Raw genomic sequence first — 11809 nt, forward strand, 5'->3', positions numbered from 1 at the left:
GGATTGATAGATGAGCGGGCTTCTCAGAACTTGGGTTCCTCGCCCCCGCAAAGCGGGGGAGAGGTGGCCGCGAAGCGGCCGGAGAGGGGGCTTTCGTAGGGCTCGGCGCGAAATGACTCGAACTGGCGCGGTCGGCGCAGCCCCTCTCCGTCTCGGCTTCGCCGAGCCACCTCTCCCCACTCTCGTGGGGCGAGGAACCCAAGCTGGCATTGGTCGGCACCGGTAATTTCGCCAACTAATCCGTCGCCAGCGGAAAGCTCACCATCACCGCCAGCCCAGGCTCACAATCCTCCAACGCAATCGACGCCCCGTGCAGATCGGCGATGGCCCTGACCAGGCTGAGGCCGAGGCCGCTGCCTGGTGTCGAGCGGCTGTGGTCGAGCCGGTAGAGCCGCTGAAACACTTTTTCGCGTTCGTCGGCAGGGATGCCCGGTCCATCGTCGGCAACGCCGGCAAGGACATGATCGTCCTGGCGCGCCACCGACAGTTTGATCGTCGTGCCGGGCGGGCAATGGCGCAGCGCATTCTCGACCAGATTGGCGAACATCTGCGTCAGCAGCTCCGGGTCGCCATGGATGCGGGCGGCGGTCTGATGCAGCTCGACCGACGACAACGACTTGCCGTCATCCTCGGCCACGTCGGCATAAATCTCGGCGATGGTTTGCAGGATCAGGCCGAGGTCGACATCGGTGAACCGCGCCTTGCGGGCTCCGGCCTCGATCTGCGCAATGCGCAGCAGCGCATCGAAGGTCTCGTTGATCTGATGGCCCTCGGCGCGCGCATCGGCCAGATCGCCGGAAACGTCGCGATCCTGCGCGGCCTTGTCGGCCGCACCCTCCAGGATCATCTGCAGCCGGTTGAGCGGCGTCTTCAGATCGTGCGCGATGTTGGCGCTGACCTGCTTCATGCCTTCGACCAGGCCCGACAGGCGGTCGAGCGCCGCGTTGATCTGGCTGGAGACGATGTCGATGTCGTCGCCCTTGCCGGTCAGCGGAATGCGGGTGTCGAGCCGGCCATGCGAGACGTCGACCATGGTGGCGGCAATGCCGTCGAGCCGGTGCTGGACACGCGAGGCCAGCAGGGCGCCGCCGGTGACCGCCAGGCCGGTGATGATCAGGGTTGCCCAGCCGAAGCTCATCAGCATGATCGTCTCCAGTTCCTCCGTCTCGGACAGGCTGAAGGCGATCGTCAGCGTGTTGGGGCCGATGGCGCCGGAATAGGCGCGGTATTCGGTATCAGGCGGCACGCCGGGCAATACGGCGTCGAACGCCGAGAACCCGTCGGGAAGCCCCGCGGCGGTGAAGTTGCCGGCCAGCCGGTTGCCGGTCGCGTCGGTCAGCGAAAACAGCTGTTCTGTCTTCAGGCTGCGCGCGGAGTGGCTTTCGACGGTCTCAACCAGTTCCTTGAGATCATTGTCGGCGTAGGTCGCGGCGACGACGGCGTAGGTTTCCTTGATGGTGTCGTCGAGGCGTTCGGCAAGATCGGCGCTCATCATCTGATAGACGATGGCGCCCGACAGCACGAAGGCCAGCATGAACAGAAAGCCGAATGTCAGCGCGAGCCGGAACGGCGTGCTGCGCAGCAGGCGAGACCATGTTCCGGTCATGGCGCGAGCGGTGCGTGCAGGCTGTAGCCGGTGTTGCGGACGGTGTGGATGAGCTGGGTCTCGAACGGCTTGTCGATCTTGGCCCGCAGCCGGCTGATATGGGTCTCGACGACGCTGGTCTTGGGATCGAAATGAAAATCCCAGACACGCTCCAAGAGCATGGTGCGGGTGATGACACGGCCTTCGCCGCGCATCAGCACCTCGAGCAGGCTGAATTCGCGCGGCTGCAGGTCGATCGGCTGGCCCTGGCGCGTGACGCGCCGCATGATCAGGTCCATTTCGAGGTCGCCAACCCGCAACACGGTCTTCTGCTCTTGCGCCGCCGGCCGGCGGCCGAGCGCATGGATGCGGGCAAGCAGCTCGGAAAAAGCGAAGGGCTTGACCAGATAGTCGTCGCCGCCGGCCTCGAGGCCCTCGACGCGGTCATCGATGCCGCCGATGGAGGTGAGAAAGATCGCCGGGGTGCGCACACCGGCCGCGCGGACCGCCTTGACCATCGACAGGCCATCGAGACCCGGGATCATCCGGTCGGCGACGATCACGTCATAGCTGCCGCTGGTTGCGGCGAAAAGCGCGTCATGGCCGTTGCGCAGGAGGTCGCAGACATGGCCGGCCTCGGTCAGTCCCCTGACGATATAGTCCGCCGTCCTGTGGTCGTCCTCGACAAGAAGAAGTCGCATCGCTGTTCCGGTTGATCGCCGATATCCGGCACACGCTACCACCGGCATGGGCCCGTTCCTAGGATGACGAAATCAAGGTTCAATCCGACTCCAGCAGGATCTCGTCGATGTCGTCAGCGTTTTTCTTCATCGTCATGTAGAGAACGAGCGCGATGATGCAGCCGAGGAAGATCAGGCTGGTGAAGGTGCTGCCGAAGCCGAGGCCGCCCTGTTCGGCCGGCTGCGACAGAAAATCGCCGAAGGAGGCGCCGAGCGGCCGCGTCAGGATATAGGCGAGCCAGAAGGCCAGGATGGCGTCGAGATGCAGCAGCCAGTAGGCAAGCGCAATCAGCGCGATGACGCCGCCGAACAGCAGTCCGGTCGCCAGATAACCCATATCAAAACTCTCGGCGACGAGGTCGCCGGCGGCGGTGCCGAGCGAGAAGGTGAAGAGGATCGCCAGCCAGTAGAAGATCTCGCGGCGGGTGGTGAAGATGGTGTGGATCGACAGCGTCCGCTCGCTGGCGTACCAGACCGCGAACGTCGCTGCGAGTGCAACCGAGAAGGCGATCGTCGTCGTCTGCAGGCGCACGCCGAAATTGTCGACGAGGTTGTCGGTGATCAGCGTGCCGACGACGCTGATCAGCACCACCGCCAGCCAGTAGGCCCAGGGCACGTAGCGTTTCTGTGCGAACTGCAGGACAAGGGCGACGATCAGCACGCCGGTCATGATCAGCGAGGTGACGGTCAGCCCGAGCCCGAGATTGACGGCGATATAGTCGGCCGCCGTCTCACCCATGGTGACCGCCATCAGCTTGATCAGCCAGAAACCGAGCGTGACCTCCGGCACCCTGTTGTGGTCCGGTGCGGCGAGGTGCGTGTTGGGGGCGAGCATGGATAGGTCCCGAGGTTGCGGCCGGGTGGAAGCGATCCGGCATCTCGACATTAGGCAAGCGACTTCACTGCAGCCTGTCCCGAGGCATACAAATTCGTAAGGATGGCCGTGGTTGGCGCAAAAGGGCTTTACGAACCTCGCGCGTTGCGCTGATAGAAAGCGGGCGCCTTGTATCCGCCATCAATGGCGTGCCCGAGTGCGAAACCCGCAAGCCCCAGGGAACACGAATGACCTACGCTTCGCTCAAGCCGGTTTCAGAGGCCTTCGTGCAGCGCAAGCGGCTGATCTTCGTGCGGGCGGCGGCGGTGCTGGCGGTGCTGCTGCTGTTCCTCACCAAGCCGGCGCTCGCCGAGGGCTCGAACGGGCACGAAACGCTCGAATTCTTCGGCTTCTGCCTGGTGCTCGCCTGCGTCGTCGGCCGGCTCTGGAGCATCCTCTATGTCGGCGGCAAGAAGAATGAGGAGCTGGTTTCGACGGGGCCGTTTTCGATGAGCCAGAACCCGCTCTATTTCTTTTCGACGGTCGGCGCGATCGGCATCGGCCTGCTCTACGGCTCGCTGGTGGCGGCGGCAGTGCTTGGCGTGGCCAGTTTTCTCATCTTCCGCGTCACGGCGCGCAAGGAAGCCGAGTATCTGCTGGGCAAGTTCGGCCCGGCCTACACCGCCTATACCAAGGCGACGCCGCGGTTCTGGCCGAACCCGCTGCTCTATCGCGACGATGACCAGCTGCAATTCTCGCCGCGCGCGCTGAAGCGCACCTTCTATGACGGGCTCTATTTCCTCGCCATTTTCCCGGCCATCGAGCTGGTCGAGTATTTCCGGGAAACCGGCATGCTGTTCCCGGCCTTCATTACGCTCTACTGATCATTAAGGCCTGCTGCCGCTAAATCATGACGTTGCCGGAAGCCCGGCCGGTCTTGGTTTGAACGGAGATGACCGCATGCCAGCTTCGCTGCTGGCCGGCAGGGCCAGTGTGACAGTCTTCACAGCCGAAGACGCTTCCGCCTGGGCGGACCTGATGGCGGCGGTGCCGGCCGAGGTCGGCGATCGCCTGGCCGCCTTGCAAAAAATCGTTGGCGTCACCGGCGTGGCGCAATACCGCGACGGCCGCGCCGAGGCGATCGTGATCGGCCAGCGCCGGCCGGCGGCCGCGATGATGCGCATCGCACTGTTCTGGCCCGCCTCCAGCTTCATCAGCGGCTCGCGCCTGCTGGAGGCGCTGGAGAAGGAGGCGCTTGCGCAAGATCTGCTCTGCCTGCGTGCCGACGAGGACACGGTGCTGCGCATCGGCGGCCAATGGGAGCGCCGCGACGGCTTTCTGCAACGCTGGATCGGCATCGAGCCGACCCGTTGGCAGGAGCGGATACCACCGTCCTGGCCGCAGACGGCGGGCTTTACTTGCGGGCCGTCGGCGTTGGCCATGGCGATGGCCGGCCTCGACCCCGACTTGCGGCCGGACCGGGCGCTGGAGGTCGAGCTCTGGCGTGAAGCCACCACCATCATCGGCCCGAGCGGGCCGGGCGGCTGCGATCCCTACGGCCTGGCGCTGGCGGCGCACCGGCGCGGGCTGCGGACCGCAGTGTTCATGAGCAGCGCCGAACCGATCTTCCTCGACCGCGCCGCCTCGGAGGAAAGGCGCGGGCTGATGAGCTTCGTCCAGGCCGGTTTCAAGCGCGACGTCGAAGCCGCGTCATTGCCGATCGAGCCCCGCGCCTTTGCGATCGAGGAGATCGGAGGGGCGCTTGATCGTGGCTTGTTGGCGCTGGTGCTGATCGATCAGGCGCCGATGATGGGCTACACCTGCCCGCACTGGGTGCTCGTCCATGGCCATGGCGGTGGGATCTATTTCGTCAACGACCCCTGGATTGAGCCGGACCGGCTCGAACAGATGATGGACGTTGTCGACCTGCCCGTGATGGCGGCGGAGCTCGACCGGATGGCCTGGTACGGCAATCCGGCCTACCGGGCGGCGGTGCTGGTTGGGCCGGGTCCCGGGGTCTAGGCTCCCAGCGGATACGGCATATATCCAACAAAGCCGGCAATCTTCCAGCTGCCTTCGACCTTCCTGCAGAAATACAGTGTCTGCCATTTGAGCCGGTCGACGCTGCCATCGGCCTTGGCGATGGAACCGTCGAACTTCTTGTGCAGCACGGCGCGGTCGCCGTCGACATCGATGTCGCGCAGATTGGTGACGCGAAAAATCGCTTCGCGCAGCGGCTCGGCGAATTCGGTCGCCGCCGTTTCCTTGGCCTGGCGCAGCCACTCGTCGCGATAGATTTCCAGCCGTGGGAATTGCAGCCGCCAGGCGTCGGCATTGGCGAGAAAATGCGCATGCATGCCGAAGAAGCTTTCGGCGACGAAATCGTTCTCGACCATCGACCAGTCCTGGCCGATGAAAGCGTCGATGTCGCGCCGCACCAGCATCTCCCACAGCGCGTGGCGGTCGGCGTCGCCTGGTGGAAACGGGTTCTTGTCGAAGGTCATTCTCGGGTTCTCCGCTCTCGCATAGGATATCTCCGTCGCGGCCTGGAAGCCGTCCGGCAGGCGCGCACGATGCAAGCGCTCTTGTAATAAAGCAACGCGGATTTCGAAGAATGTTGCTTTCCAACAAGGGCCCTATCGGGACCGCCCCGATCGCGGTAAATCTGCGCCGAAGCGGGCGCCGCCTTGGCGCCCTGACGCATACTCAGAGGAGGCAATCCCTTGCCCAAACAAACTTTTGGAACATCCCATGTGCCGCTGTCGCCCGCCGTGCGGGCCGGCGACTTTGTCTTTGTCTCGGGCCAGGTTCCGGTCGGCAGCGACGGCATCGTGGTCAAGGGCGGCATTACGGAACAGACCGAACAAGTGCTCGCCAATGTGAAGGCGGCGCTGGCGCTTGCCGGCTGCACATTGGACGATGTGGTGAAGACCACGGTGTGGCTGGAGGACGCGCGCGATTTCGGCGCTTTCAACGCGGTTTACGCCCGGCACTTCCCGAAGAACCCACCGGCCCGCACCACGGTCGAATCGCGGCTGATGATCGACATCAAGATCGAAGTCGAGGCGGTCGCGTACAGGCCGGTCTGACAAGCGATAACGAAGCGGAGGTTTCCCCCATGCAATTCGACCTCCTGCTGAAGGGTGGAAGGCTGATCGATCCGGCGTCCGGCATCGACGCGCCGCGCGATGTCGCCATCGCCAATGGCCGGGTCGCTGCGATCGACGCCGATATTCCCGTGACCAGCGCCGCCAAAATTGTCGACGCGACGGGCTGCATCGTCGCGCCCGGCCTCGTCGACCTGCACAGCCACGTCTATTGGGGCGGCACCTCGCTCGGCGTCGACGCCGACCGGCTGGCGGCCAAGAGCGGCACCACCACCTTCATCGATGCCGGCAGTGCGGGCGCCGGCAATTTCCTCGGCTTCCGCCGCCATGTCATGGAGCGCTCGAAGGTGCGCATCCTGGCCTATGTCAACATTTCCTTTGCCGGCATTTTCGGCTTCTCGCAGACGGTGTCGGTCGGTGAATGCAGCGATCTCAGGCTCTGCGAGCCGCGCGAGGTGGTGGCAGCAGTGCGCGAGCACGCCGATGTCGTCGTCGGCGTGAAAGTCCGCTCCGGCAAGCATGCCGGCGGCACCAGCGGCATCGCGCCGGTCGATCTGGCGCTGGAGGCGGCCGACAAAGCCGGCCTGCCGCTGATGGCGCATATTGACGAGCCGCCGCCCGGCCGTTCCGAAGTGCTGCCGCGCCTGCGCCGGGGCGATATCCTCACCCATTGCTTCCGGCCGTTTCCCAACGCGCCGGTCTTCGCCTCCGGCGCGGTGCGCCCCGACATGCGGCTGGCACGCGAGCGCGGCGTCATCTTCGATCTCGGCCATGGCATGGGTTCGTTCGACTTCGAGGTGGCGCGCGCGATGCTCGCCGAAGGGCTGGCGCCCGATGTGATCTCGAGCGACGTCCACCTCTACTGCGTCGACGGGCCGGCCTTCGACATTCTGGTCTGCATGTCGAAGCTGATCGCGCTCGGCATGCCGCTGGTCGAGGTTTTGCGCGCGGCGACGCAAGGGCCTGCACATGCGATCGCAAGGCCGGACCTCGGCACGCTGGCGGTCGGTACCGTCGGCGATGTCGCCGTGCTCCGCCAGAAGTCCGGCCGTTTCACCTTCGTCGATGCGGTCGGCGCWKCGCTGGTCGCCGAKCAGCGGCTGGTGTCRGAMGGCATYGTCATCGGCGGCACCTGGTGGCCGAACGAGGCGGCGAACGATTTGAGCGAGACGGAGCGTTTCGAAGCGCATGCCGACCATACGCATGTCGAGGTTGCCGCCAGGCATTTCGGGCATCGTCACGATTGAGCGGAGTGCCGGCGTGGTTACGCCGGCCCCATCGCGCTCAAGAACTGCTCGACCCCAGTGGTCGTCAAAAGCTCGACGCGCTCGCGAATCAGGTCATCGCTCCAGTTCCACCACTCCAACGCCTGCAGCCGCTCGACGATTTCGGGCTTGAATCGGTAGCGGATGACGCGGGCCGGGTTGCCGACCGCGACGGCATAGGGTGGAATGTCCCTGGTGACGATGCTGCCGGCGCCGATGACCGCGCCGTTGCCGATGGTGACGCCGCCAAGGATAGTGGTGCGGGCACCGATCCAGACGTCATGGCCGACCGTGATCGGCCCCTTGCCGACTGTGCCGGGCGCATTGCGGATCTTTCCGTTCACAAACTTAATCGGAAAGGTGGTCGCGGTGTCGATGCGGTGCTCGGCCGCGCAGATGAAGAGAACACCCGGGCCAACCGAACAGAACGACCCGATCCGCACCGGCACGTTTTCGTGCGGAACGAAGAACGATTCCTTGGTGAGCCCATAGGTATGGCGACCGATCTCGACGCCAGGCAGTGGCGGCAACGGGTCCTTCTTCAGTCCCAGCTTTATGCGAAGCCCTCTCAGCAGTCCCACCGGCTTCCCTCCCCCGAATGCCAGGCAATACAGGGAGACTACTCACCGCATCTGAAAAGTGCGCAAGTAGTTTCGAGTAGTGGCCCGATTAGCCGTTCCCCCTCGAGGGGGAAAGTACCGGCAGGCCTGTCTTTCGGCTGCGCGTTTGCGGCGCTGGTCGACCCCCACTCCGTCTCGGCTTCGCCGAGCCACCTCTCCCCCGATCGACGGGGTAGAGGAAAGGCGCCAGGCTTTTTTTGCCGTCAACGCTGGTCCAGCAACGCTCCCTTCCTTTCCCTCCGGAGGGGGGAAAGGTGGCGCTGCGAAGCAGCGACGGATTGGGGGAACCACGTGGCAATCAAGCCTCGCGCCGATAAGTCACGCCAGTCACAGAAGATGTGTGCATAACGTAGCGTCGATCGGGGGAGAGGTGGCGAGCGAAGCTCGACGGAGTGGGGGTCGAACCTTATCCGGCGTTGCTGACCGCCCCGTAAACCGGCGTCTCGATACCTTCCATCCGCGCCTTGATCTGTAGCGCCACATATTTGGAGTAAAACCGCGACAGCGCCAGATTGCCGCCGTGGAACCACAGCGCTTCCTGCGCCGTCGGCTTCCACATGTTGCGCAATTCGCCTTGCCAGGGGCCGAGATCGCCCTTGACGCCGGAGCCGAGACCCCAGCACGGACCGACCTTGTCGGCGACCTCGCGSGAGACGAGTGCCGCGACATTCTCGTTCATCGACTGRTAGCCGGTGCAGGCGATGATGGCATCGGCCTCGAGTTCGCTGCCGTCCTCGAACAATATGCCCTTCGCCGTCAGCGACTTGATGGCGACGCCGCTGCGGATGCCGATCTTGCCGTCGATGATCAGGTCGGAAGCACCGACGTCGATGTAGTAGCCGGAGCCGGTGCGGTAGGCTTTCATCAACAGGCCGGTTTCGTCGTCGCCGAAATCTATGGCGAAGCCGGAGGCGCTGAGCCGTTCGTAGAAGGCCGCGTCGCGCGCCCGGATGACGTCGTACAGCGCGCGCTGGCCCTTGGGCACCAGCGCGAACGGTGTCGAGGCGACGATCATGTCGGCCTTTTCGGTGGTGATGCCGCGCGCCAGCGCGTTCTCCGAAAAGATCTCGAAGCCGACTTCCATCAGCGTGCTGGACTTGACCACGGTCGTCGGCGAACGCTGGATCATGGTGACGTCAGCGCCGCTTTCCCAGAGATCGACGCAGACGTCATGACCCGAGCTTGCCGCACCGATGACGGCCACCTTCTTGCCGCGGAATTTGTCGCCGCTGGCATATTGGCTGGAATGCAGCAATTCGCCCTTGAACTGGTCGGCGCCGGCCAGGTCGATCTTTCGCGGCGGGCCATAGGCACCGGTGGCGAAGACGATGTGTTTCGGCTTCAGCGTGATCTGCCGGCCGACGCGGTCGACCACCACGGTCCATTCCTTMTCGGCTTCATCATAGGAAGCGCTGAGGCATTTGGTGGCGACCCAGTAGTTGAGCTCCATGACGCGCGTGTACATTTCCAGCCAGTCGCCCATCTTGTCCTTCGGCGTGAAGATGGGCCAGTTTTCCGGAAACGGGATGTAGGGCAGATGGTCGTACCAGACCGGGTCGTGCAGCACGAGCGTGCGGTAGCGGTTGCGCCAGGAATCGCCCGGCCTTGCGTTCTTCTCGATGACGATGGTCGGCACGCCGAGCTGTCTGAGCCGCGCGCCGAGCATGATGCCGCCCTGGCCGCCGCCGATGACCAGGCAATAGGGCTGCTCCGAGGCGCCGAGGTCACGCGTCTCGCGCGCCCGCGCTTCCGACCAGGTCTCGCGTTCGGGGTCGGCCTTGTGGCGCACGCCGAGCGGCCGTTCCGCCCCCTTGCGCTCCTCGAACCCCTTAAGGTCGGCCATCGCCGTGAACAATGTCCGGCAACGGCCATCGCGCAGGCGCATGATGCCTTGGCCCGAGGCCACGGCGGTTTCGAATGTGAACCAGGCCTCGATGGTGCCTTCGTCCACGGTTGCTTCGCCGGTGAGTTGCCATGCCGTTGGCCTGGTCGTCGCCAGCGTCGACTTGAGCATGGCGGCGATGGCCTCGCGGCCTTCCATCGTGGTGACGTTCCAGGTGAAAGTCAGCAGATCGCGCCAGTAGCAATCGTCGACGAACAGGTTGCTTGCCGCGGCGACGTCGCCGGATGCGAGTGCCTGCGCCAGGGATTCGAGCCATGCGGCTGCCTGTTTCGTCGGTGCGATCTCGAGCATTCTTTCCCTCTTTCTTCAGGTTGGCATCGCGCGGTCCTTCCTTCTCTCCTTGTGGGAGAAGGTGGCCKSGCGAAGCKAGGTCGGATGAGGGGTGCTCCAGCTTGGCGCCGACGGCGATCCTTCGCGCACCCCTCAACCGTCTCGGCGCTGCGCGCCGATCCACCTTCTCCCACAAGGGGAGAAGGGAGAACCGCGCCCTAATCCCCGAGCGGCTCCATCTCCTTGCCGGTGCGGTGGATCTGGGCGTTGTATTTGATGCGGCGCACGGTCTCGCGCGCCGAGCCGTCGAGCTTGTAGGCGGAGGCCACCGCCAACAGGTCGATCGCCGCCAGGAAGGCATAGCGTGACGCCGTCGGCTTCAGCGTGTCGGGATATTCCGGCACCGCCACCGTCAGGCGGACATCGCAGGCACGGGCGAGATCGGTGTCGGGCGCGGTCACGGCTATCGCGTTGGCGCGGTAGTGTTTTGCGAGCTCGACGGCCTCGATCACTTCGCGTGTGCGCCCGGTCGCCGAAATGGCGATCACCAGGTCGCCGGGCTTCAAGGTCGAGGCGGTCATGCGCATCAGATAGGGGTCGCACTGGGCGCTTACGGATATGCCGTAGCGAAACAGTCGGTACTGGGTTTCCTGCGCCAGCGCCGAGGAACTGCCGCCGAGGCCGAAGACGGTCACCTGCCGCGCCTTGGCGATCAACTCGGCGGCCTTCTGCAACTCACCCGGATCAATCTGCCGTTCGGCCTCCTGCAAGGCCCGGCGGGCCTCGCCGAACACGGCGTTCCAGAACGGCATGCCATTGTCGTTGCTGACGGCCGGCGACTTGGCCAGATAGAGCGCGCCGACGACGAGGCTTTGCGCCAGCTTCAGCTTGAAGTCGCGCACGCCCTCGCAGCCAATGGCGCGGCAGAACCGGGTCACCGTCGGCTCGCTCACTCCGGCGCGTTCGGCAATCGCCGCATTGGAGGCGTCGACGGCGTATTTGACATCGTCGAGCACGACATCGGCGACGCGGCGTTCGGCCGGGCTCAATTCCGCGTAGGAATCCTTGACCAGCGAGATGATGTCGGGAATGCGCCTGAGGTCGCGTCCCTCCGGATCGTGGCTTGCAACAGGTTCTTCCTGGCTGTCAGCTTCGGTCATGAAGTCGGTCTCCCCTGCCCTTTTGACCTGACCTCTTATCATGGTTGCACGCTGTCGTTCCATGCGTCGGGTCACGCTGCAACCGCTGCGTGCCGCGAGGGTATGTCCGCCTCTCTTTCCAGAGTATGTAGGAAAGCAACACGCATTTCAAGGCAGAGAAAACATCATAAAAACAATGCAGTAATCCTAATCTGGGATTTTGATGGTAAGGGTACCACCGCGAGCGCTTGACAGCAAAGTAGGATAGTTACAGACTGATTTCTGGCAGTCTGATGACCTACTGGATCATCACGCAATCTCCGAGGGGCGGATGAACGCGGGCGAGATAACACCGCCGAAGCTTGG

11 protein-coding genes are annotated in these 11809 nt (G+C 64.4%); 4 read left to right on the plus strand and 7 right to left on the minus strand.

Translation table 11 applies throughout. The features are described from left to right. Positions 1-235 precede the first annotated feature (235 nt). From AC1DX0_RS21980 to AC1DX0_RS21990, 3 genes are all read right to left on the minus strand, one after another. Positions 236-1606: a sensor histidine kinase gene (locus AC1DX0_RS21980; RefSeq protein ID WP_477223909.1), complete on the minus strand. Its 1371-nt coding sequence runs from the start codon at positions 1604-1606 to the stop codon at positions 236-238. Next, on the minus strand, positions 1603-2286 hold the full coding sequence (locus AC1DX0_RS21985) for a winged helix-turn-helix domain-containing protein (RefSeq protein ID WP_477223910.1): 684 nt from the start codon (positions 2284-2286) through the stop codon (positions 1603-1605). Before AC1DX0_RS21985 ends, AC1DX0_RS21980 begins: the two co-directional genes overlap by 4 nt. Positions 2287-2365: 79 nt before the next feature. Next, the gene (locus tag AC1DX0_RS21990) at positions 2366-3160 is read right to left on the minus strand and encodes a COG4705 family protein (protein ID WP_477223911.1); all 795 of its coding nucleotides are present in this window, start codon (positions 3158-3160) and stop codon (positions 2366-2368) included. A gap of 227 nt (positions 3161-3387) precedes the next feature. On the opposite strand from AC1DX0_RS21990, the gene AC1DX0_RS21995 reads away from it, so the two are divergent. Both AC1DX0_RS21995 and AC1DX0_RS22000 read left to right on the plus strand, forming a co-directional pair. Beyond that, entirely contained in the window at positions 3388-4023 is a 636-nt protein-coding gene (locus AC1DX0_RS21995) for a methyltransferase family protein (RefSeq protein ID WP_477223912.1), read from the plus strand. 76 nt (positions 4024-4099) lie between these two features. Next, positions 4100-5161, plus strand: coding sequence for a peptidase C39 family protein (locus AC1DX0_RS22000; RefSeq protein WP_477223913.1), 1062 nt, complete (start codon positions 4100-4102; stop codon positions 5159-5161). Here AC1DX0_RS22000 and AC1DX0_RS22005 read toward each other — a convergent pair. After that, positions 5158-5643, minus strand: a complete 486-nt coding sequence (locus AC1DX0_RS22005) for a hypothetical protein (RefSeq protein WP_477223914.1) — start codon at positions 5641-5643, stop codon at positions 5158-5160. The genes AC1DX0_RS22000 and AC1DX0_RS22005 overlap by 4 nt on opposite strands. 219 nt (positions 5644-5862) lie before the next feature. Here AC1DX0_RS22005 and AC1DX0_RS22010 point away from each other — a divergent pair, with 219 nt between their 5' ends. Together AC1DX0_RS22010 and AC1DX0_RS22015 are read left to right on the plus strand one after the other, a co-directional pair. Then, positions 5863-6228, plus strand: coding sequence for a RidA family protein (locus AC1DX0_RS22010; RefSeq protein WP_027046070.1), 366 nt, complete (start codon positions 5863-5865; stop codon positions 6226-6228). 29 nt (positions 6229-6257) lie between these two features. After that, complete coding sequence (locus AC1DX0_RS22015; protein WP_477356850.1) at positions 6258-7493, plus strand: amidohydrolase/deacetylase family metallohydrolase; 1236 nt, start codon at positions 6258-6260, stop codon at positions 7491-7493. A 17-nt stretch (positions 7494-7510) separates the two neighbouring features. On the opposite strand, the gene AC1DX0_RS22020 is transcribed toward AC1DX0_RS22015, so the two are convergent. The 3 genes from AC1DX0_RS22020 to AC1DX0_RS22030 form a co-directional block, all read right to left on the minus strand. Beyond that, positions 7511-8092: a CatB-related O-acetyltransferase gene (locus AC1DX0_RS22020; RefSeq protein ID WP_477223916.1), complete on the minus strand. Its 582-nt coding sequence runs from the start codon at positions 8090-8092 to the stop codon at positions 7511-7513. Positions 8093-8537: 445 nt separating this feature from the next. Next, the gene (locus tag AC1DX0_RS22025; RefSeq protein ID WP_477356852.1) at positions 8538-10325 is read right to left on the minus strand and encodes an NAD(P)-binding domain-containing protein; all 1788 of its coding nucleotides are present in this window, start codon (positions 10323-10325) and stop codon (positions 8538-8540) included. 197 nt (positions 10326-10522) lie between these two features. After that, positions 10523-11464 (minus strand): MurR/RpiR family transcriptional regulator, encoded by a 942-nt coding sequence (locus tag AC1DX0_RS22030; RefSeq protein ID WP_477223918.1) that lies wholly within the window; start codon positions 11462-11464, stop codon positions 10523-10525. Positions 11465-11809: the final 345 nt, after the last annotated feature.

The organism is Mesorhizobium sp. P3_A9, assembly GCF_056402975.1.

Bases quoted from the DNA above. Each gene is read 5' to 3' on its own strand.
- AC1DX0_RS22030 (WP_477223918.1), bottom strand. From the start codon at position 11,464: ATGACCGAAGCTGACAGCCAGGAAGAACCTGTTGCAAGCCACGATCCG.
- AC1DX0_RS21980 (WP_477223909.1), bottom strand. From the start codon at position 1,606: ATGACCGGAACATGGTCTCGCCTGCTGCGCAGCACGCCGTTCCGGCTC.
- AC1DX0_RS22005 (WP_477223914.1), bottom strand. From the start codon at position 5,643: ATGACCTTCGACAAGAACCCGTTTCCACCAGGCGACGCCGACCGCCAC.
- AC1DX0_RS21995 (WP_477223912.1), top strand. From the start codon at position 3,388: ATGACCTACGCTTCGCTCAAGCCGGTTTCAGAGGCCTTCGTGCAGCGC.
- AC1DX0_RS21985 (WP_477223910.1), bottom strand. From the start codon at position 2,286: ATGCGACTTCTTCTTGTCGAGGACGACCACAGGACGGCGGACTATATC.
- AC1DX0_RS21990 (WP_477223911.1), bottom strand. From the start codon at position 3,160: ATGCTCGCCCCCAACACGCACCTCGCCGCACCGGACCACAACAGGGTG.
- AC1DX0_RS22000 (WP_477223913.1), top strand. From the start codon at position 4,100: ATGCCAGCTTCGCTGCTGGCCGGCAGGGCCAGTGTGACAGTCTTCACA.